This window comes from Vibrio sp. Y10_XG_PY6 (genome assembly GCF_024181795.1).
Taxonomy (GTDB): Bacteria; Pseudomonadota; Gammaproteobacteria; order Enterobacterales; family Vibrionaceae; genus Vibrio; species Vibrio diabolicus.
The window spans coordinates 1,622,289-1,644,844 of sequence record NZ_JAMZAQ010000002.1 but is presented as its reverse complement, the minus strand read 5'-3'; the positions used below and the strand labels follow the sequence as shown (position 1 = coordinate 1,644,844).

General features: G+C 43.9%; 17 protein-coding genes. 7 read left to right on the top strand and 10 right to left on the bottom strand.

What is annotated here, in order from left to right:
- Positions 1 to 11: 11 nt before the first annotated feature.
- A complete protein-coding gene (locus NL644_RS15860) occupies positions 12 to 521 on the bottom strand; it encodes a DUF2062 domain-containing protein (protein ID WP_006742150.1) in 510 nt (169 codons plus the stop codon).
- A gap of 8 nt (positions 522 to 529) precedes the next feature.
- Between NL644_RS15860 and NL644_RS15855 the strand changes: the two genes are divergently transcribed.
- Genes NL644_RS15855 through kdsB form a run of 5 tightly spaced genes read left to right on the top strand, consistent with a single transcriptional unit; the run spans position 530 to position 6,496 of the window.
- Positions 530 to 2,788, top strand: coding sequence for a DNA internalization-related competence protein ComEC/Rec2 (locus NL644_RS15855; protein ID WP_253658606.1), 2,259 nt, complete (start codon positions 530 to 532; stop codon positions 2,786 to 2,788).
- 31 nt (positions 2,789 to 2,819) lie between these two features.
- A complete protein-coding gene (msbA, locus tag NL644_RS15850; protein WP_005390646.1) occupies positions 2,820 to 4,568 on the top strand; it encodes a lipid A ABC transporter ATP-binding protein/permease MsbA in 1,749 nt (582 codons plus the stop codon).
- 5 nt (positions 4,569 to 4,573) lie between these two features.
- Positions 4,574 to 5,581, top strand: coding sequence for a tetraacyldisaccharide 4'-kinase (gene lpxK / locus NL644_RS15845; RefSeq protein ID WP_114322525.1), 1,008 nt, complete (start codon positions 4,574 to 4,576; stop codon positions 5,579 to 5,581).
- Positions 5,562 to 5,741: a Trm112 family protein gene (locus NL644_RS15840; protein ID WP_085343550.1), complete on the top strand. Its 180-nt coding sequence runs from the start codon at positions 5,562 to 5,564 to the stop codon at positions 5,739 to 5,741. Before lpxK ends, NL644_RS15840 begins: the two co-directional genes overlap by 20 nt.
- Positions 5,741 to 6,496 carry a 3-deoxy-manno-octulosonate cytidylyltransferase gene (gene kdsB / locus NL644_RS15835; RefSeq protein WP_085343551.1) on the top strand — a complete coding sequence of 252 codons (756 nt, stop codon included), beginning with the start codon at positions 5,741 to 5,743 and terminating at the stop codon, positions 6,494 to 6,496. The genes NL644_RS15840 and kdsB overlap by 1 nt, the downstream gene beginning before the upstream one ends.
- Before the next feature lie 77 nt (positions 6,497 to 6,573).
- Here the strand turns inward: kdsB and NL644_RS15830 are convergent, their stop codons facing one another.
- The 9 genes from NL644_RS15830 to NL644_RS15790 form a co-directional block, all read right to left on the bottom strand.
- Positions 6,574 to 8,133, bottom strand: coding sequence for a SpoVR family protein (locus NL644_RS15830; protein ID WP_006742146.1), 1,560 nt, complete (start codon positions 8,131 to 8,133; stop codon positions 6,574 to 6,576).
- 11 nt (positions 8,134 to 8,144) lie between these two features.
- Positions 8,145 to 9,416: a YeaH/YhbH family protein gene (locus NL644_RS15825; RefSeq protein ID WP_005390656.1), complete on the bottom strand. Its 1,272-nt coding sequence runs from the start codon at positions 9,414 to 9,416 to the stop codon at positions 8,145 to 8,147.
- Positions 9,417 to 9,463: 47 nt separating this feature from the next.
- Positions 9,464 to 11,398, bottom strand: coding sequence for a PrkA family serine protein kinase (locus tag NL644_RS15820; RefSeq protein ID WP_005390658.1), 1,935 nt, complete (start codon positions 11,396 to 11,398; stop codon positions 9,464 to 9,466).
- 486 nt (positions 11,399 to 11,884) lie between these two features.
- Positions 11,885 to 12,385: a YfbU family protein gene (locus tag NL644_RS15815; protein ID WP_047008538.1), complete on the bottom strand. Its 501-nt coding sequence runs from the start codon at positions 12,383 to 12,385 to the stop codon at positions 11,885 to 11,887.
- Positions 12,386 to 12,521: 136 nt separating this feature from the next.
- Positions 12,522 to 13,187 carry an energy-coupling factor ABC transporter permease gene (locus tag NL644_RS15810; protein ID WP_006742143.1) on the bottom strand — a complete coding sequence of 222 codons (666 nt, stop codon included), beginning with the start codon at positions 13,185 to 13,187 and terminating at the stop codon, positions 12,522 to 12,524.
- Positions 13,188 to 13,341: 154 nt separating this feature from the next.
- Positions 13,342 to 14,082: a pyruvate formate lyase 1-activating protein gene (gene pflA / locus NL644_RS15805; protein ID WP_005390663.1), complete on the bottom strand. Its 741-nt coding sequence runs from the start codon at positions 14,080 to 14,082 to the stop codon at positions 13,342 to 13,344.
- 211 nt (positions 14,083 to 14,293) lie between these two features.
- Positions 14,294 to 15,271 (bottom strand): lipid A deacylase LpxR family protein, encoded by a 978-nt coding sequence (locus NL644_RS15800; protein WP_181869458.1) that lies wholly within the window; start codon positions 15,269 to 15,271, stop codon positions 14,294 to 14,296.
- Positions 15,272 to 15,423: 152 nt separating this feature from the next.
- Positions 15,424 to 17,700, bottom strand: a complete 2,277-nt coding sequence (pflB, locus tag NL644_RS15795; protein ID WP_114322523.1) for a formate C-acetyltransferase — start codon at positions 17,698 to 17,700, stop codon at positions 15,424 to 15,426.
- A 305-nt stretch (positions 17,701 to 18,005) separates the two neighbouring features.
- Positions 18,006 to 19,553 (bottom strand): DUF3360 family protein, encoded by a 1,548-nt coding sequence (locus tag NL644_RS15790; protein WP_005390668.1) that lies wholly within the window; start codon positions 19,551 to 19,553, stop codon positions 18,006 to 18,008.
- Positions 19,554 to 20,009: 456 nt separating this feature from the next.
- Here NL644_RS15790 and NL644_RS15785 point away from each other — a divergent pair, with 456 nt between their 5' ends.
- Entirely contained in the window at positions 20,010 to 21,473 is a 1,464-nt protein-coding gene (locus NL644_RS15785; RefSeq protein WP_054867728.1) for a hypothetical protein, read from the top strand.
- 241 nt (positions 21,474 to 21,714) lie between these two features.
- Complete coding sequence (locus NL644_RS15780; protein WP_005378438.1) at positions 21,715 to 22,485, top strand: ABC transporter ATP-binding protein; 771 nt, start codon at positions 21,715 to 21,717, stop codon at positions 22,483 to 22,485.
- The last annotated feature ends 71 nt before the right edge of the window (positions 22,486 to 22,556 follow it).

Genomic DNA, 22,556 nt, shown 5'->3' with positions numbered 1-22,556 from the left:
GCAGTAACGTCTTATCTTATTTTGCGTTTTTGCCAGCTCCGAACCACTGAGTAGCGCCAAAGTCCTCTAATGCCGAAGTAGCCAATAATCGCGGATATGACACCACAGATAGCACAGCCTAATAAGAATGGAGGGCCAATAGTGCTCATCTGTTGCATGATGAATTCCCACGAAAGTTCAAAGTGGAAAGGTTGCGGAGGAACATGCATCACTAAAGCACCAAGCTTATACGCAAAATAAAATAACACAGGCATGGTGATGGGGTTGCTTATCCATACCAAAGCGACGGAGAGAGGTAAATTGACGCCAAGCATGATTGCCAAACCTGCAGCCATGATCATTTGGCTTGGTAGCGGAACAAATGCCATAAATAACCCGACAGCAAAAGCCCCAGACGCCGAGCGACGATTTAAACACCACAAGTTCGGGTTGTACAACACATTGCCGAAGACCTTCAATGCTTTTTGGCGTTTGATCAATTCATGATCTGGCATGAAGCGTTTTATCAGCTTTCTAGGCATAGGACAGCATGACTCTCTCAGAAAAAAGTTGGACCTTGGCGTTATTTGTAGCGAGCGTAATTTCGTCAGCTTGGTGGCCGACAATACCAGATTGGCGTTGGCTGCTGCTGGGAATAATAACCACTGGCTCAATAATCAAATTACGTCGTGGCTTAATTAGCATAGGCGCAATTGCGGGCTTTATGGTTGTCATCGTCCACGGCAATGTATTGGAGTCTCAGAGACAAGCCCTTTTTCAAGCAGGGGAGAATATTACCATAATTGGTAAAGTTGACAGCCCTTTTACGCAAATAAGTCACGGATATGAAGGCATTGTGGCTCTAAAAAAGGTAAATTCTCAAACTCTGTTACCTTTTCTTAAACCTAAAATCCGTCTTATTACGCCTTTTCCACTCGATGTTAACAGTGAGTTTACGACATCCGTCTCGTTAAAGCCGATTACAGGCCTACGCAACGAAGCTGGTTTTGACGCTGAAAAGCACGCAATGGGTAAAAGTATTATCGCACGCGGTGTTGTTAACAAGGATGTTACCTGGATTATTCGTTCTACTACATCTTTGCGCCAAGCCATTATCGCTGATGTTTCGGAGGATGTGTCCTCCCTTCATCATTTCTCGTTAATAAATGCGTTAGTTTTTGCCGATCGCTCTTGGTTATCTAAGGAGGATTGGCAAGCACTCAGAGACAGTGGTTTACTGCACTTGGTCTCGATTTCGGGCTTACATATTGGTATGGCGTTTACTTTTGGGGTAGTGGTGGGCGGTGCCATTCGTTATGCGTTACCTCAATACCAGCTATTGCCTAGCTTATGTGGGCTGATGTTTGCCGTTGCCTATGCTTGGTTAGCGGACTTCTCATTACCTACTACCCGCGCGGTGTCGGTATGTGTTATTTACGTCGTTCTCAAATATACCTTAGTGCACTGGGCTTCCTGGCGGGTACTTTTGCTCGCGGTAGCGCTACAACTGCTTGTTCAACCTTTTGCATCGTATAGCATGAGTTTTTGGTTATCGTATTTGTCAGTTTGCGCAGTGCTGTTTGCAATCAATTTGATTCGGCATCAAAACGGGGGCTGGAAGGCGAAGTTAAAAGTGTTATTGCTTACTCAATTGATGTTGAGTGCGTTAATCGTGCCTATTAGTGGCTATTACTTTTCTGGTTTCAGTTTGTCATCAATTGCATACAACTTGGCGTTTATTCCTTGGTTCGGATTTATCGTTGTGCCTTTGATGTTTCTGGCCCTGTTCTCATCTTTATTTCTTGAAATGATAGCAAAGCCTCTGTGGCAGTTGGTGGACTGGTCATTGCAGCCATTGAGCACGTCAATTCAGTACGCGATAGGCTCCTGGCAACCCATTAGTATAGAAATGACAGGGTTGATTCTGGCGGGAATTATTTGCTTGGTGTTTCAACGATTCATGTTTCAGTACGCGTGGTGTTTGTTACTTGGCATTGTAATTAGTATTAAGCTCACATCGGAATATGATCAGCAACATTGGCGCATTGATGTACTAGATGTGGGCCATGGCCTTGCGGTGATTGTAGAAAGAGACGATAAAGTGTTGCTCTATGATACAGGTAAAGCATGGCAAAATGGCAGTATTGCGGAGCAGGTCGTCACTCCGGTCTTGCATCAACGAGGTTATGAAAGCATCGATACGATGATCCTCAGCCATTCCGACAATGACCATGCAGGAGGACGCTTGTTCATTGAAGATGCCTTTTCGCCACAGCGCAAACTCAGTAGCCAAAATTTTATCGGATATGAGTCTTGTACTCGCGGCGAACATTGGAAATGGCAAGGATTAAATATAGAAGTACTTTGGCCTCCTGCTCTTGTTCAACGTGCATATAATCCGCACTCCTGTGTGCTACGTCTTACCGACCCTATTTCTACGTTCAGTATGCTTTTTACTGGTGATATTGAGACCATTAGCGAGTGGATCTTGCTCAGGGGGCCTGAAAAGTTAAAAAGTGATGTGATGTTGGTCCCTCATCATGGTAGTAAAAGTTCGTCGAATCCTCGCTTTATTGAGGCGGTAAACCCGAGTGTGGCCGTTGCTTCTTTGGCAAAAAATAATCAATGGGGAATGCCAGCAGAACATGTTGTTGCAGCATATCGCAAGCTTGACATTACTTGGCTTGATACTGGGGAATATGGTCAGGTAAGCTTCTCTATTCACCGTGATAATTGGCGCTCAGAAACCAAACGTAGCGATACATTTGAGCCTTGGTATAGGCAGATGCTGCGTAAGGGAGTAGAATGAGAGTCTTAATGTAAGAAAATAAAGCACTTCTATGTCGATAAATACTGATGAAACGACTTGGCAGACGTTTAAGCGTCTATGGCAATTTATTCGCCTTTACAAGTCAGGTCTTGTCGTTGCAGTCATTGCATTAGTTATTAATGCTATATCAGATACCTATATGATTTCCCTATTAAAGCCATTACTAGATGAAGGTTTTGGGAACGCTGAATCTGATTTTCTACGCACGCTTCCATTGATTATTTTTGCCATGATGTTTGTCCGTGGCATAAGTGGATTTGTCTCCACATACTGTTTGAGCTGGGTATCCGGCAATGTGGTTATGCAAGTCCGCCGTATGGTATTCAATCACTTTATGCATATGCCTGTGTCTTACTTCGATAAGGAAAAGACGGGCAATTTATTGTCACGCATTACCTACGATTCAGAGCAAGTATCTGCGGCAACCAGCCAGGCGTTAGTGAGCATCGTTCGCGAAGGTGCAAGTATCATTGGCCTGTTAGTCCTGATGTTTTACAACAGCTGGCAGTTGTCGTTAGTGCTGTTTGCTGTTGCTCCCGTTGTCGCGTGGGGTATTGGTGTCGTTTCTAAACGTTTTAGAAAAATATCCAAAAATATGCAGACAATGATGGGCAACGTGACTGCGTCAGCAGAGCAGATGCTGAAAGGCCATAAAGTCGTGTTGAGCTACGGCGGCCAAGATATCGAACGTAAACGATTTGAGAAGGTCAGCAACCAAATGCGTCAACAAAGCATGAAGTTGGTGACGGCTCAAGCGGCGGCTAACCCTATCATCCAAATGATTGCGTCACTTGCTATTGTTGCCGTTCTTTACTTAGCAAGTATTGACTCGATTAAAGAGCAACTGACTCCAGGTACATTTACCGTTGTCTTCTCTGCGATGTTTGGTTTGATGCGTCCGCTTAAAGCGCTTACTAACGTTACCTCTCAGTTCCAACGTGGTATGGCCGCGAGCCAAACGCTCTTTGCGTTGATTGACCTTGAGCCTGAGAAAAACGAAGGTAAGTTGACAGTTGAACGCGCAAATGGCGATGTTTCAGTTAAAAACGTAAGCTTTACTTATACTGGCGCAGAAAAGCCAGCATTGGAAAATGTCAGCTTCGATATTCCAAGAGGGAAGACCGTTGCGCTGGTTGGTCGTTCCGGTTCCGGTAAAAGTACCATCGCGAACTTGTTCAATCGTTTCTATGATGTTGATAGTGGCTCCATCACATTAGACGGACATGATATTCGTGAATACGAGCTAAAGAACTTGCGTCAGCAGTTTGCGCTAGTATCACAAAATGTTCATTTATTTAATGACACGATTGCAAACAATATTGCTTACGCAACGGATGGAAAATACGAGCGTAGTGATATCGAGAAAGCGGCAAAACTCGCGCATGCTATGGAATTCATCAGCAAAATGGATGATGGGCTTGATACCATGATTGGTGAAAATGGCGCGAGTCTATCTGGCGGTCAACGTCAACGTGTCGCTATTGCACGTGCTCTATTGCGTGATGCACCGGTATTGATTCTTGATGAGGCGACCTCTGCTTTGGATACGGAATCCGAACGCGCTATCCAAGCTGCATTAGATGAGCTGCAGAAAGACAAAACGGTACTCGTGATTGCGCACCGCTTGTCAACTATCGAGAAAGCCGATGAGATTCTTGTGGTTGATGATGGCGCCATCATTGAGCGTGGCAACCATGCCGATCTTATTGCAAAAAATGGTGCGTATGCACAATTGCACCGTATTCAGTTTGGTGAATAGACGCGGTGGTTGAAAAAATCTGGTTTGAAAACCATCCAATAAAATACCTCTTGTGGCCGCTTTTGTGGCCACTGAGTGTATTATTTGGAGCAATAAGTAAGTCTAAGCGAAAGCAATATCAAACAGGCCGTAAGCAAGCCTACAACGCGCCTATCCCTGTTATTGTTGTCGGCAATATCACAGCTGGTGGTAATGGCAAAACACCAGTTGTGGTTTGGCTTGTTGAGCAACTGCAACAGCTTGGGCTTAAGCCAGGAGTCGTTTCTCGTGGCTATGGAGCAAAAGCTCCGGCCTATCCGTTAGTGCTAAAAGAAGATACGCCTGCGAAACATTGTGGTGATGAGCCTAAGTTGATTCATCGCCGCACAGGAGCGCCTGTTGCGGTAGACCCGGTGCGTTCAAACGCTGTGAAAGCACTGTTAGAGTCAGGTGTGGATATCATTATTACGGACGATGGGTTACAACATTATGCGTTAGGCCGTGATATTGAGTTAGTGATTGTAGATGGGAATCGCCGATTTGGGAATGAAAGCCTCATTCCGCTTGGCCCACTTCGTGAAGGGGTCGAGCGTCTTGCTGAAGTCGATTTTATCATCACCAATGGTGGTCAAGCACATACGGGCGAAATCGCAATGACTTTAGCGCCATCTAAAGCCATTAACCTCAAGACTAAGCAACTTGTGGATGTTTCTGAATTAAAAGAGCTAGTGGCATTTGCAGGGATTGGGCATCCACCACGATTTTTTCATACACTAAACTCGATGAACGCAGATGTTAAAGTCACAAAAGGTTTTGCTGACCATCAAGACTTTAACCAACAAGAATTAGAAGCATTGGCTCAACAAGGGGCCAATGTGATTATGACCGAGAAAGATGCCGTCAAGTGCAGCCATTATGCGCAAGATAATTGGTGGTATCTGCCTGTATCTGCCCAGTTTGACCCAAACGATGCAGAGCAAATTTTAAATAGAATAAAAGAGGTTAAAGCGGCTTATGGATCACCGTCTGCTTGAGATTGTAGCTTGCCCTGTTTGCAAAGGTAAGCTGACGTACGATAAAGAGAATCAAGAGTTGATCTGCAAATTGGATCGCCTCGCTTACCCAATCAAAGAGGGTATTCCCGTTCTGCTCGAGCCTGAGGCTCGTACTATGAATATGGATGAGGGACGCTAATGTCTTTTACGGTTGTCATTCCTTCGCGTTACGCATCGAGCCGTTTGCCTGGTAAACCGTTAGCGGATATTGGCGGTAAGCCAATGGTTCAGTGGGTTTACGATCAAGCGCTACAAGCGGGTGCGGAAGATGTTATCGTGGCAACTGATGACGAGCGTGTTGCTGATGCTGTCTCGTCGTTTGGTGGTAAAGTCTGTATGACCTCTCCTAACCACGAATCAGGTACTGAACGCCTTGCTGAAGTTGTTGAAAAAATGGCTATTCCTGCAGACCACATTATTGTTAATGTGCAAGGGGACGAGCCTTTGATTCCACCGTCTATCATTCGTCAGGTTGCTGATAACTTATCGGGGTGTGACGCTCCGATGGCGACATTAGCCGTAGAAATAGACTCAGAAGAAGAAGTGTTCAATCCGAATGCAGTTAAAGTTGTGGCTAATGAGCAAGGTTATGCGATGTACTTTAGTCGAGCAACTATCCCTTGGGATCGCGATAACTTTGCCAAACAAGACAAAATCATTGCCAACCCATTAATGCGTCATATTGGTATTTATGCTTATCGAGCTGGTTTTATTAATACGTATGTAAACTGGGCTCCGAGCGCATTGGAGCAGATCGAGTGCCTTGAGCAACTACGAGTGCTTTGGTACGGTGAAAAAATTCATGTAGCGGTAGCGAAAGAAGCGCCAGCAGCCGGCGTTGATACGCCAGAAGATCTAGAGGCGGTGCGCGCTATTGTGGCGAAGCAAGCATAACTAAAGGTCACATTGAATTAAGAACGAGAAAGGCTCCTGAATTAGGAGCCTTTTTGTTGCTTATATCCAAGTATTAGTTAGATGTTTGTGTCATATTGATTCCGTTTAGGGCAGGTCGCTAAGACTTCTCGGTGACCTGTGTCTTTTACTTCTTGCAGAATGACATCAAATCCCCACAATCGGTATACGTGTTTCAGAACTTCTTCATAACTGTCATCAAGTGGGATTCGGTTATGAGGTACGTATTGCAACGTGAGTGAGCGATCACCACGAACATCGACATTAAATACCTGAATGTTTGGCTCAAGATTAGATAAGTTGTACTGAGCGGCTAAGGTTTCTCTAATGCGTTTATAACCCATCTCATCGTGTATCGCGGCGACTTCAATAAAGTTTTTGTGGTCATCATCGTTGATCGCAAACAGCTTGAAATCACGCATTAATTTCGGAGAAAGGTATTGGCTAATGAAGCTTTCATCTTTGAAATTATGCATCGCGAAATGTACTGCATCTAACCAATCTGTTCCTGCTAAGTCCGGAAACCACTCCTTGTCCTCATCAGTTGGTTCTTCACAGATACGTTTAATATCTCGGAACATGGCAAAGCCCAAGGCGTATGGGTTAATACCATTAAAGTAAGGGCTATTATAAGGCGGTTGAGCTACCACACTGGTATGGCTATGTAAGAACTCTAGTATGAACTTTTCGGATACCAAACCCTCATCGTAAAGATGGTTGAGAATGGTGTAATGCCAGAATGTTGCCCAGCCTTCGTTCATGACCTGCGTTTGTTTTTGCGGATAAAAATACTGACTGATTTTGCGTACAATCCGCACGACTTCACGTTGCCACGGCTCTAGTAGCGGGGCATGCTTTTCGAAAAAGTAGAGCAAGTTTTCCTGAGGCTCGCTTGGGAATCGCTCTTTAAGATCTTCCTCTTTGGTTTTGGCTCTTGGTACCGTGCGCCACAATTCATTCACTTGAGACTGTAAGTATGCCTCGCGTTCTTCTTGTCGCGCTTTCTCTTCGGTAATGGAGATTTTCTCTGGTCGCTTGTAACGATCCACACCAAAGTTCATTAAGGCGTGGCAGGAGTCGAGCAGTTTTTCCACTTCCTGTACCCCATATCGCTCCTCACATTCAGCTAAATACTTTTTGGCAAACAGCAAATAATCGATGATGGAGCTAGCGTCCGTCCAGGTTTGGAACAGATAATTACCTTTGAAGAAAGAGTTGTGCCCGTAACAAGCGTGAGCAATCACTAGCGCTTGCATTGTCACGGTATTTTCTTCCATCAAATAGGCGATACACGGATTGGAGTTAATGACAATCTCGTAGGCTAACCCCATTTGACCATGCTTATAGTTCTGTTCCGTTTGGATGAACTTTTTACCAAACGACCAGTGGTTGTAATTGATGGGCATACCAATACTTGAGTAGGCATCCATCATTTGTTCGGAAGTAATCACTTCTATCTGGTTAGGGTAAGTGTCTAGGCGATAGTGTTGTGCGACACGCTTAATCTCTTTGTGGTAGCGTTCCAACAGCTCAAATGTCCAATCCGGTCCATCAGGCAGCATTTTACTATTACGCTTCTTAGGCGCCTCTCCTGAGAGGTTTTTCGTTGCGGTACTCATCGCTAGCCTCCTTACGCCGTTTCTTTTTGGAATAGTTCACGGAAGACTGGGAAAATATCCTCCACAGAGCGAATATTTTTCATTGCGAAGTTCGGAAATTCATCGGTGAGTTTTTCGTACTCATGCCATAAAGTTTGGTGCGAGCGTCGTGTGATCTCTATGTAGGAGTAGTACTGACAGTTTGGCAGTAGTTTGTTCACTAATAGATCGCGGCATCTTGGCGAGTCATCTGCCCAGTTATCACCATCGGATGCTTGCGCAGCATAAATGTTCCATTGTCCAATTGGATAGCGCTCTTTTACGATTTCGTCCATCAGTTTCAATGCGCTGGATACAATGGTGCCCCCGGTTTCTTGCGAGTAGAAGAACTCGTGCTCGTCCACTTCTTTCGCTTGGGTGTGGTGGCGAATAAAGACAACGTCTACATTCTCGTAAGTACGAGTTAAGAACAGGTACAACAGAACGTAAAAACGTTTTGCGATGTCTTTCGTTGCTTGATCCATCGAGCCCGATACGTCCATCAAACAAAACATCACAGCTTGACTAGATGGTACAGGGCGTTTTTCATAGTTTTTAAAGCGTAAGTCGAAGGTGTCAATAAATGGAACCCCCTCAATTTTCTTACGCAGCTCTTCAATTTCAGCCTTCAAGCGGTTCTCTTCAAACTGCTGAGCGGGTTCAATGTTTTTGATACGAGCAAGTTCATCTTCTAGCTCTTTGAGAAGACGTTTCTTACCTGCGGTCATTGCCGTACGTCGTGCAAGAGATTGTTGTAGCGAACGTACTACCGCAATGTTTGAAGGGATACCAGCAGTTTGAAAGCCTGCGCGGTGCGTTTTCCATTCAGTAATTTTGGCAATTTGGTTTTTTTCTAGATTAGGCAGCTCGAGATCTTCGAACAAAATATCGAGGTACTCATCTTTTGATATTTGGAATACAAATTCGTCTTGGCCTTCTCCATCTGGACTGGCATTGCCTTCTCCCGAGCCACTACCTTGACCGCCACCTTTAGGACGCTCAATTTTATCACCAGTAATGAACTGGTCATTGCCGGGATGAACTCGTTCGCGAACACCACCTTTGCCTTGATGAAAGATCGGCTCATTGATGTCTTTGTGAGGGATAGAGACGTCTTCGCCCGTTTCCGTATTCGTAATCGAGCGTCGATTCACTGCGTCTGCTACCGACTCTTTTATTTGCTCTTTGTGGCGCTTCAAGAAGCGCTGTCGATTAACAGCGCTCTTGTTCTTGCCATTGAGCCTTCGGTCTATAAATTGCGCCATGAAATAGCCCTCTTCATGTTTCACAAGCGACCTAACTCAATACTGGGTTAGGATGACTTACGTACTCGTAGGTACCACTCAGAAAGTAGGCGAACCTGTTTCTCGGTATAGCCTTTTTCCATCATGCGAGCGACAAAGTCGTCATGCTTCTTCTGATCTTCAGAAGAGGTTTTCGCATTAAATGAGATAACCGGAAGTAGCTCTTCGGTATTGGAGAACATTTTCTTCTCGATTACTGTGCGCAGTTTTTCGTAGCTGGTCCAAACCGGGTTTTGACCATTGTTATTCGCTTTCGCACGAAGCACAAAGTTAACGATTTCGTTTCGGAAATCTTTCGGGTTAGAAATACCAGCGGTTTTCTCGATCTTCTCTAGCTCAGCGTTGAGTGAAGATCGATCAAATAGCTGACCAGTTTCTGGATCTCGGTACTCTTGGTCTTGAATCCAGAAGTCTGCGTAGGTGACATAGCGGTCGAAGATGTTCTGACCGTATTCAGAGTAAGACTCGAGATAAGCGGTCTGAATCTCTTTACCAATAAATTCAACGTAGCGAGGCACTAGGTAGCCTTTCAAGAACTCGAGATATTTCTCTGCCGTTTCAGCAGGGAACTGTTCACGTTCAACCTGTTGTTCAATCACATAGAACAGGTGTACAGGGTTGGCTGCCACCTCTGTTTGATCAAAGTTAAATACGCGTGACAAAATCTTAAAGGCGAAACGTGTAGAGAGACCATTCATGCCTTCATCGACACCCGCATAATCACGATACTCTTGATAGCTTTTTGCCTTTGGATCGGTGTCTTTGAGCGTTTCACCATCGTAGACGCGCATTTTTGAGAAAATGGATGAATTTTCAGGCTCTTTCAGGCGTGAAAGAATACTGAATTGCGCTAGAGTTTCGAGCGTGCTTGGAGAACAAGGAGCCTGAGACAGCTCACTGTTTTCAAGCAGTTTTTGGTAAATTTTCACTTCTTCGGATACGCGGAGACAGTAAGGTACTTTTACAATGTACACACGGTCGAGGAAGGCTTCGTTATTTTTGTTGTTACGGAAGGTCTGCCACTCAGATTCGTTCGAGTGAGCCAGAATCATACCGTCGAATGGAATCGCAGATAGACCTTCAGTACCGTTGAAGTTACCTTCTTGCGTTGCCGTCAATAGTGGGTGAAGTACTTTGATCGGCGCTTTGAACATCTCAACGAATTCCATTAAACCTTGGTTTGCTTTACACAGAGCACCGGAGTAGCTGTAGGCATCTGGGTCGTCTTGCGAATAATGTTCGAGTTTGCGGATATCGACTTTACCAACCAGTGATGAAATATCTTGGTTGTTTTCATCCCCTGGTTCTGTTTTAGCAATACCGATCTGATCGAGAATTGAAGGGCGAACTTTCACTACTTTAAACTTAGTGATATCACCGCCAAATTCATGAAGGCGTTTAGCGGCCCATGGCGACATAATTGAGCGAAGATAACGTTGCTCGATGCCATATTCTTTTTTCAAAATATCGCCGTCTTCCGTGGCTTTGAATAGACAGAATGGATGGTCATTCACTGGGCTACGTTCGCCATTAGCAGTAAGAACATAGATAGGCATCTGTTCCATCAGAGCCTTAAGTTTTTCAGCAAGTGAGGACTTACCACCGCCGACAGGGCCGAGTAGGTAAAGGATCTGCTTACGTTCCTCTAAACCTTGCGCCGCGTGTTTTAGGTAAGACACAATTTGCTCTATGGCATCTTCCATACCATAAAAATCTTTAAAGGTTTCATAACGAGAGATAACACGATTCGAGAAGATGCGGCTCAATCTCGGGTCTTTTGCCGTATCGATTATCTCTGGTTCACCGATCGCCATCAGTAGGCGTTCTGCTGCATTAGCATAAGCGCTTTTGTCATCCTTACACAGGGCTAGAAACTCCTGTAACGACATCTCTTCATCTTTTGCAGCTTCATATCTTGATTGATAGTGGTCGAAAATACTCATGTCGCTTTCCCCTTTAATAGTCAGTCTACCGACGAACGTTGATTCAGGCTTTCCCACCTATTGTTATGCTCCTTGTTGTTTGAATATACGTCCTGTTATCACATTTGGTTCGTACAGAATGTAAGATTGGCGACACCAAAGACTTTGCTTTATGGACAGTTTTTTCATTACAACGGTGAGCGGTGGGTATGAATCTTTCAATCACAGCCTTTCTCTACTTAAGCCTAGTCGGGGATTTGCAATTTTGCTTAACAATTATGAATTTATTGCAAAAGTGACATTTGAATCACTCTTTCACAGAAGATGAATTTATGTCGTGAATAGGTGCAATAGAAATCAGATATTTGGCAAAGACAGAAGGGTCTCAGTGATTCATTGCTCTACATCGCACAAGGTAAGCGTAAGAAGACGGAAAAGCAGCGGTAAGGTTGTGACAGGGCAAATAAAAAAGGAAAGCGAGAGCTTTCCTTTTCGTAGACGAATATTTTATGCGCTGAAGATTTGTGCAAGCTCGTTTTCGCATAAATGGTACTGACGAGGACAGTTGCGCCAAGTTTGTAGCATACGACGGTATTTATCCAGCATTGGCATTTGGCTGTTAAAGTGATGGTCTGCTTTATCAAATTGAGGGTACAGACCTTCAGAATCAATAAGGAAGCGTACGTAATGGACTTGTTGGGCCTCTGAAGCAATATCAAACCCAAGAAACTGCAAGCGGCGCTGATCCACTTTGCTACGATCTTCGGTATCGAGCATGTTGTAAGATTCTTGCATCGCGTGATACATCTCCATAACGTCGATGATCTCACGACACTCCGCTTCTGAGAGACAGCCGAAATCTTTATTCAATTCACGCATTTGTAGCTCATAGCCACGTTCAACGATCGTTTGTAAGCGTTTGTATTTGGCCGCATTACTTGGATCAAGTTGAGACATAAGGTTGTATTGGTTTGATAGAATCAAACGTTGAGCGTTTGACATTTCCATGATGACCTCACTAGATATCTAATACATTTTTAATGTGCTTAGGTTAACGCTTAAGACATGAGTGAAACATGATCTCAACACATATTTAATACTAAAAAATGGCAAGAACTGTCACTTTTGACCAGTTTAAAAACACTTATTTATGGTAATGATTGTATATGTAGTCTCGGTCTGAAAATACTCTTAGCCACTCTGGCTTGAATACGGTTAAAACCGCCAGTGACATACCATTTAATAGGCCCTCAGGGAAGGCAAGCAACGGTACAAAAATAAAGTAGTTATGTTGAATGGTTTCCCAATCGTAATGACCAACCGATAAATGGTAAAAGGAGTTAATCAGCAGATGCAGGCTTCCTGTTATCGCGCCGTTGAAAAAACCTGCAACGAAGATGAATACAAAAATGTTTCTTGGCAAGTAGTGATAACTCAAAAGAAAGACGAGGTAACTAATGAAAATAGGAAGCAGGGCAGACAATACTAAAGACGTGGGTAACTGCAACAACGACACATCATGTAGCAGGTGGTTGACCAGCATTGCGGGGATACTGATTAGAAAGGCCATTCGCCAACCATACATCATCGTCAGCGTTGTTAGCGCGAGAAAATGAATCTGTAGTCCTTCTTTTACGCCTGCTTGAGTTGCCCATAGGATGCTGAAAAAAAAGAGTGTTGCAAAAACGAGGTGCTGAAATGCTTTTTCTTTTTCAAGCTTGGGCCAAACTACTTTTTTCCAATCTGGTAGACAGTAGGCGAGTACTATCCAAAGTATGACAACCAGCGAGCCCAAGTTAAACCAATCCATGTTACTACCTTCCTATGCGATCATAACGCAATCATTTCTATTGTTCTTTTTATACCTAAATCACCTCATAGAGATTCATTGAAGGTACTTAGGTATAGTTAAAAAAATACCAGCAATATGCCGGTATTTTAAAGAGGTTAGTCTTGCTGTTCACTTAGTATTTTACGTTATCGTTGTACTGCGCAAGAATGGATTGAATCTCGTCCATAGTTTCTTTCGGTGGAGGGTTTACCCCTTCGAGTGGGTATTCTAAGCCCAATGCTTCCCATTTATGGGCACCCAATTTGTGATAAGGAAGTAACTCGACCTTTTCGATGTTATCCATATCTTTAATAAACTCCCCAAGCATGTGTGCTGCTTCAGGATCATCCGTGTAACCAGGCACGACTACATATCGAATCCAGGTTTTCTTTCCGATTTTTTGCAAGTAACGAGCAAAGTCCAATGTACGTCGATTCGATACGCCGATGAGATCTTGGTGTACTTCATCTTTCATGTGCTTGATATCAAGCATTACTAAGTCTGTTGCATCCAGTACTTCATCGATAACATCAGTGTGTTTACGAACATAACCGTTCGTATCTAGGCACGTATGAATACCTTCTGCTTTAGCTGCGCGGAAAAAGTCCCGTACAAATTCAGGTTGAAGCATCGCTTCGCCGCCAGAACAAGTAACGCCACCACCTGATGCATTCATGAAGTGGCGGTAACTTTTCGCTTCGGAAATGATCTCTTCAACCGTAACTTCTTTACCATCATGCGTATCCCATGTATCGCGATTGTGGCAATACTTACAGCGCATCAAACAACCTTGCAAGAAGACGATAAAACGAATACCAGGTCCGTCTACGGTACCACATGACTCAAATGAGTGAATACGACCAGTTGTTGACATCTTTTGCTCTCATTACTAGTAAATTCTAGCTGTTATTTTATTACAAAAAGCAGGGTTAAAACAGCTTTGTCGGTACTAAAGGCAAGGTTATGTGAAGAAAGAAAATAGATAGACCAATCTAAATAAATGCTTGATCACAGGGTTGGTTAATACCAAACGAGAGAACTTGCCTTGTATTTAGATTGGTACGGATACAGGGATAAGTCAGCTTTTAGAAAAAGGCGAACACAGAGAAGGAACCTGTCCCATAAACATCAGTTTGGGATTCTTCATAATCTGGCGTTTTTATCGTAAAGGTTAGGCTTGCACCGTAATTTTGGTTATACCAAGTTGCACCCGCTACGGCGCTTGCTTGCCAATTTTGCAGTGTGACGTCGTATGGCGCGGATGGCTCAGGAATACCAGGGCGATCGCCTTCGATGGTCATGTCATTGAAACGGTAACGACCTTCAAACCCCGTAAATAAGAACCAGCTTGAAGTATCCTGTGCGAGCATACTCGCTGAGAACGGGCTCTCAACACTAATATTGGCGGCTCCGATGCTGCTTGCTAGGTTTGTACCCCAACGAAACATGACGCCTTGAGAGACATCACTACGGAAGTTACCTGCATTGATGTCGTTAATGTTGGTGATTTCCCATTGCGTTTTTTGTTCTTCGCTGCGCATCAATTTATTAAATACGCGGTAGCCAAGGCTAAACGCCACTTTATCGTCGATCTGGTAATCCCAACCTTGTGGGTCAGTCGAGCCTGTTATGCTGTGAACGATTTCTTGCGCTTTTTCTGAAAGCGAACTTTCACCTGTTGCACCGATGGTGAAGTTGTAGCGGACGGCCTTATCATCAGTCAAAGAAAGATAGTTGATCTCAGTATGTAGATAACCCGCATATGGGCGATCATTGACCAGTGGATAATCCGCTTCAATGTCGCTCGGAGTCCACATTTTGTGGCCAAGAACCAACTCTATTTTATCGATATTGGCGTGTTCTGAGTCAGCCAGACTCAGCCATTTCCATTGGCTTTCTTGTTTCAGTTGGCCTGTTGCGTAGGAAAGAAAAATACCATTTGTGTAGTCTTGGTCGACGCCGAAAATACCATCATTGTCGAGTGTAAAAGAGACCGTAGACTTAGTAGATGCCATCGCAACTGGAGAAAGAAGAGTAAGAACAATTAATTTACTGAGTTTCATATACTTTATTTACTAACTTTTTTCGCATCATACGTAAGAATGTGGGCAAAATCTTTCGCAATATCACAACTTTCATTCAAGAAATAAAAAAAGGCTGATGCTTAGAAGCATCAGCCTTTGTTGTATCACTAAAACGTTATTTCATTAAAGTCTTATAGAGACTCTGTGAATGTACGTGCGATTACGTCAGCTTGTTGCTCTGCAGTTAGAGAGTTAAAGCGAACAGCGTAACCAGATACACGGATTGTTAGCTGAGGGTATTTCTCTGGGTGCTTAACGGCGTCTTCTAGAGTTTCGCGGTTAAGAACGTTCACGTTTAGGTGTTGACCACCTTCGATACCCGCTTCGTGGTGGAAGTAACCATCCATCAGACCAGCAAGGTTAGCGCGTTGTGAACCCTCATCTTTACCTAGTGCATTAGGTACGATAGAGAATGTGTAAGAGATACCATCTTGTGCGTCAGCAAACGGCAGTTTTGCAACTGAAGTTAGTGATGCTACGGCACCTTTCTCATCGCGACCGTGCATTGGGTTAGCACCTGGAGCAAATGGAGCACCAGCACGACGACCGTCAGGTGTGTTACCAGTTTTCTTACCGTAAACCACGTTTGAAGTGATAGTAAGAATTGACTGAGTAGGGATTGCATCACGGTAAGTCTTAAGCTTACGGATTTTGCCCATAAATACAGAAACAAGTTCACATGCGATATCATCAACGCGTGGGTCGTTGTTACCAAATTTAGGGTAATCACCTTCGATTTCGAAGTCGATTGCTAGACCGTCTTCGTCACGGATTGGCTTAACTTTTGCGTATTTGATTGCAGACAGAGAGTCAGCCGCAACAGATAGACCAGCAATACCACAAGCCATAGTACGTTTAACGTCACGGTCATGTAGAGCCATTAGTGCCGCTTCGTAGCTGTACTTGTCGTGCATGAAGTGGATAGCGTTTAGTGCAGTCACGTACTGCTTCGCTAGCCAATCCATGAAGTGGTCCATTTTCTCCCACAACTCATCGTAGTTCAGTACATCGCCTTCGATCTTCGGCATTTGTGGACCAACTTGGATTTTTAGCTTCTCATCCACACCACCGTTGATGGTGTAAAGCATAGTTTTCGCAAGGTTAGCACGAGCACCAAAGAACTGCATTTGCTTACCAACAACCATTGGAGATACACAACATGCGATTGCGTAGTCGTCAGAGTTCATGTCTGGACGCATTAGGTCGTCGTTTTCGTACTGGATTGAAGAAGTATCGATAGACACTTTCGCACAGAACTTCTTGAAGCCATCAGGTAGTTGCTCAGACCAAAGAACAGTGATGTTTGGCTCTGGAGAAGGACCCATTGTGTATAGTGAGTTTAGGAAACGGAAGTTTGTACGAGTAACTAGCGTACGACCGTCAAGACCCATACCACCCATAGACTCAGTTGCCCAGATAGGGTCGCCAGAGAATAGATCATCGTACTCAGGAGTACGTAGGAAACGAACCATACGTAGTTTCATTACGAAGTGGTCGATCATTTCCTGAGCTTGTTCTTCTGTGATGCGGCCAGCAGCGATATCGCGCTCGATGAAGATGTCTAGGAACGTAGACGTACGGCCTAGAGACATTGCCGCGCCGTTTTGAGATTTAACAGCAGCTAGGTAACCGAAGTAAGTCCACTGGATAGCTTCTTGTGCAGTTTCAGCAGGACGAGAAATGTCACAACCGTATTTTGCAGCCATTTCTTTGATTTGACCTAGAGCACGGTGTTGCTCTGCGATCTCTTCACGAAGCTGCATTGTCATTTGTAGGTCTTCGCCGTTCTCGAAACGCTCTTGTAGAGAAGAGAACTGTGCGAATTTATCCTTCATTAGGAAATCAATACCGTATAGAGCAACACGACGGTAGTCACCGATGATACGACCACGACCGTATGCATCAGGAAGACCAGTCAATACGCCAGACTTACGACACGCCATGATTTGTGGAGTGTAGATGTCGAAAACGCCTTGGTTGTGAGTTTTACGGTATTCTGTGTAGATTTTCTTAACTTGTGGGTCAAGCTCGCGGTTGTAGGCTTTGCATGAACCTTCAACCATACGGATACCACCGTTAGGGATGATCGCACGTTTTAGAGGAGCGTCAGTTTGAAGACCTACGATAGTTTCTAGGTCTTTTTCGATGTAGCCTGCATCGTGAGCAGTGATGGTAGAGATAACTGAAGTATCAAAATCAACAGGAGCGTGAGTCGCGTTCTCTTGTTTGATGCCTTCCATTACCTTAGCCCAAAGCTTGTTAGTCGCTTCAGTACCTTCAGAAACTAGGAAAGATTCGTCGCCTTCGTACGGAGTGTAGTTCTTCTGAATGAAATCACGAACGTTTACTTCGTTTTGCCAGTCGCCTGCAGCAAAACCTTCCCAAGCTTTAGCAAATTGCTCTGCCATGACATACCTACCTTTTTAGTAGAAAAAAATACGTACTGCTTCGCCGTTGAGCCAGCTATCCCCAAGTTAAAGAGGGGAACAGTACACTCTTATGAATAACAATATTTATAGTCTTAAATTTAAATGTTCGAGTTACAAAACTATAAATATTGTCACTAGTTTTAACGTTTCTCTTTTTAAGCAACAGTTAGAGGTTAAACTAAAATTTTTTTGCAAACCTTAAACTAAATCAATAAATCCTCAAAAATCTCGATAAAAATGGGGTAGCGACTAGCGCTACCCACACATTTTCTGAACTGTCAGCTTTACAGCCAAGCTTGGATGCCATATTGGCCTTCAAGCATACCAACTGCAAGCATAGCAACTAAACAGATAATAAGTACGCTTACTGGGATCACAATCTTGTCTACAAACGACAAGCGAGACGCGCGCTCTTTATCACCAATTAAGCCGTTGTTATCTAAAAGCATAGTTAGTGCCCAAGCTAGAACAGGGTTAACGACTGCTGAACCAAAGATACAGATGCCTGCTGCTTGTGAATCTTTTGAGTCTTTCACCATCTGCATGCCTGCTTCAAGTAGTGGTAGAGAGACACCAACGAGAAGAGCAACGCGCATAACTGGTGGCCATACAGCAACATCCATAGGGAAACCAAGGATTGCAACAATAATACATAGAGAACCTAGTAAGATTGCACCGCCAGGAATAGGGCGCTTCGCGATTGCTGCTGGGATCATGTAAGTCCCCCAAGATGATGTGATGTTACCACCACCGACAGCGGTACCGACCATTTGGCGCACAGAACACATTGTCATTGTGTCATCAACGTCCATCAGTACTTTTTCACTCTTACGTGGGTAGTTCATTTCTTGGAAGATGCGGTGACCCAAGAAGTCAGGAGACCACATTGCTACAGCAAGAATTGCGAATGGTAGAGAAGCAATGAAGTGTTCCATATTAGGAAGACCAAGCATCCAACCTTCTTCTGTTGAACCCCACCAGTAGATTGGGTTTAGGTTTGGAAGACCCGTCTCGGTTACGAATTTAATATCGAAGCCTGCGCCAAGAACAAGTGCGATTGCAAGGCCAGTGAAGGCACAAACAGGGATTGCTAGCCAGCGTTTGTTCACTTTAGCAAGGAACGCGTATAGGCCAATAGTAACCGCAAGAACGATTAGACCGATGTAACCCATGCTACCTGCGGCAACTGTGTCGGATTGCAAACCAACAGCCCAAGCTTGAATGGAATTAATTTGGCTCATCGTTCCGGTTAAACCCAAGAAGATGAGAAGGCCACCAGCCGTACCTTCAGAGGTGAGGTTAACCAGTTTTGAACCACCTTTTAACAGGCTCAGAATTAAACCAAACACACCAATGAGAATTGCCAATGCAAGAGGGTGAGCACCAGCAAGCGCGATGGTACCAATAAGAGGGATCATTGGGCCGTGGTTACCTGCTAGGTTGGCTTTAGGGTTAATAAAGCCAGAAGCAAGTACACAGAAAAGAAGTGCAGGGATGAGCATCTCTACACGGGCAACTTCGATGGCGAAATCTTTGCCCAGGTTAACATGGTCCCATGCGGCAGTTAGGCCTTCAGCCCAAGACATCATTACCGCAGAGTACATCGCGATAATACCAATCGTACCGGCAAGTGCTGGAACAAGATCTTCAAGTTCAAAACGGAAGTCACGACCTGGCAAGTTTAAGCCGAAACGACGCGGCTTCATAATTTGTAGTTCGTGGTCTAGGTAGTCTGAACGGCTTGCGAACTCAGATGCTGGACGATGAAGCTCACGGTAGCTCTTGGTCTCGATATCTGAATCAGAGTGCGTTTTGTTAACTGCGTCTGACATAGATTCCTCATATATTTAAAAGTTATGAATTCTTCATTCAATTGTGTTAATCCGCATCCTGCGGCACGCTTATGCTAGCTATTATTAGATTTGTTACACGTCGACATTGTGCCTAAGCATAGCTAATAACTTATTGTGTTGAGGCACAAAAAAATCCTCATCTTTTGGCAGGAGTCTAGCAAGATAGCCATTTAGGGTGATTGATTTAGATCACTTTAAGAATGGTTGTGAAATAAAACTACAGAAAGTTTCTGGCATGCGAATGAGATGGTGAAATCTTGTGTAATTTCATTACACAAGTTGCATAAAATTAGAATTTGTTGCTCTTATCGTTCTGGGATGCAGGGTAAATATCAATATTCATGATGATTATATAAAGCTGGCTTTATTCTTGCTTTCTACAGGGCAAAGACGATTTTTTTGGCTAATCATTGCCGCTCAGTTTAGGAAAAAGACATGAAACAGCTTAAAGTACTGCCACTAGTGGCAATCATCTCAGGGTTAATGGTCGGTTGTGGCGGCGGTGGCGGTGGCGGCGGTGGTTCCACACCAAGAACTACATTCACTTTTACTTTTGCAGCTCCAAATGTCATTAGTGAAACAAATGCACAAAAAGACAGCTGTACTATTTACGACCGTAGAGTAGATGGCAATGGCATCGAGCAGGTATTGACCTATCAACCAGCCGTAAGTGCACAGCTAACAGGAGGTAAGGTTGTCGGTTTCTATTCAGACAAGAATGGTGTCCGTCAAGGCGACTTTATCTACCCATCAGGCACTACTTTGAAATTTGTTCTAGAAGACATTCCTGAGGACGGCTATTTTACTTATCAGTTGCTTGATGCTTCTGGAACCGTATTTACGGCAAACAGCTTCAGTCGAGACTTTTTAAAGGACAATAACCTTAGAAACTCAACGTTCTCAATGAATCGAGAGGCGGTGTCTGCTTGTAATAAAAATGGCAACTTCCGTAAGGCTACCCGAACTGACCTTAAATATGAAGCAACGGAGGCTGGTGGCTTAGAGTACAACTTCATATCTCAAATTGCGAAAGAGTCTAAGCCTACCTATTCTATTGATTCTTTAGATGTAAGAGCAATTGGTTCGAAGATGGAGTCGACAGTCGTGCTGCAATATGCAGACGCAGCGAAAACAGAACTGCACCAGTATGGTATTCGCGATTGGTCGAGTGAATCACCATTGCCATTGGTTGGCATGAATGGTTCTTCTCCAATCTTGAACCCAACATCTTTCAAATATGACACTTTAGACATCAGTGTACTTGTTGGTGATTACAACTACGAAGTTGCAGAGCTACCTATGTCAACGACGAAGTTCTACCACCCGCTTGAGCCAAAAACGGAAACTTGGACTTACAGTGTTGCAGCTGAAAAACCTATCAATGGTTGGACGGTAGCGCTGAACCAAAAGATGTATCAGGACGCAAATTGGGATATCTCAATTGATCCAAGCGCTTACTACAACCTAAATGCTCTGCCTGCGTCGCATGTGGTGAGAGGTTCAACTATTGATACTGGTTTTGCTTTCACTGACCAAGATAAAGGCTTTAGCCGCCTTGCATATCGTGCAGAGTCTAACTCTGGAACACTACACCGAGTAACACACAAGATATTTACAACTTTAGAGAGTGATGTCGTTGTTCCGGAGTTGTTCTACTACACATTCGATGACAGTGTGAAACAAGATTTGAAAGTTTCTTCTACAAGTGATTACTCACAATCTATTGTCGTGGAGTCTGCTGAAGCAAACCTAAATAGCTATGACTTTGTTTCTCTTTTCTCTCATGGTGATGTGACCGATCTTAAAGTGGATCACGATGGTCTTGTGATCAGTGAAGTTGATTCTGAGAAGGTCAATACGAATGCTCAGAAATCTGATTTTATGGTATTGGTTAAGTAGCGTCTTAACACTTTTGTAAATTTATTAAGCCCCTTCTAAAGGGGCTTTTTTATATTTAATATTCAGCTTTTGAAGAATAAGTTGCTATATATTGCATATTAATTTGGCTATCGTATCTTTCTATTCGAATTATTTAGGTTAATAATTTGTTGCAAGTTTCAGGGTGTGGTGCTAATTTGTTCCGAATTAGAGAGGGCGGAGTCCCTTAATTGCAGTGACAAAAACACAGGGAGTAGAGCGCATGAATGATGTACCAGCGCTAGATATAAAAGACCTGCACAAAACATTTGGACAAAATGAAGTTCTCAAGGGAATTTCTCTTGCCGCGCACAAAGGAGATGTCATCTCCATCATTGGCTCTTCCGGTTCTGGTAAGAGTACCTTTCTTAGATGTATAAACTTGCTAGAAACGCCTACCGCAGGCGAAATTTGGGTGAATGGTGAATTAATCCAAATGAAGAACAACCGAGCAGGGGAATCCGTTCCTGCTAATGAAAAGCAAGTGCAACGTATTCGCTCACGTCTAGCGATGGTGTTCCAAGGTTTCAACTTATGGTCACACCTGACAGTACTAGAAAACGTGATTGAAGCCCCTGTTCATGTTCTAGGCGTACCAAAAGCCCAAGCGATTGAAAACGCAGAAGTCTTGCTTAAGAAAGTAGGCCTATATGAGCGTAAAGACTATTATCCTGGGCACTTATCTGGCGGTCAGCAGCAACGTGCCGCTATTGCCCGTGCGCTAGCAGTTGACCCTGAAGTGATGTTGTTTGACGAGCCAACCTCTGCGCTTGACCCAGAACTTGTTGGGGAAGTATTAGGGGTAATGAGAGATTTGGCAGATGAAGGACGAACCATGCTGGTGGTCACGCACGAGATGGCATTTGCGCGAGACGTATCAAACCATGTGATGTTCTTGCATCAAGGCTTAGTGGAAGAACAGGGAAATCCAGCTAAGCTATTTACAAACCCGGATTCAGAACGATTACAGCAGTTTATCTCATCCATTTACTAATATTTTTAGGCGGCAGACTATTGCCTCCTAAGCCAGCACAACAAACAAAACGAAATAAAATAGCAATCACA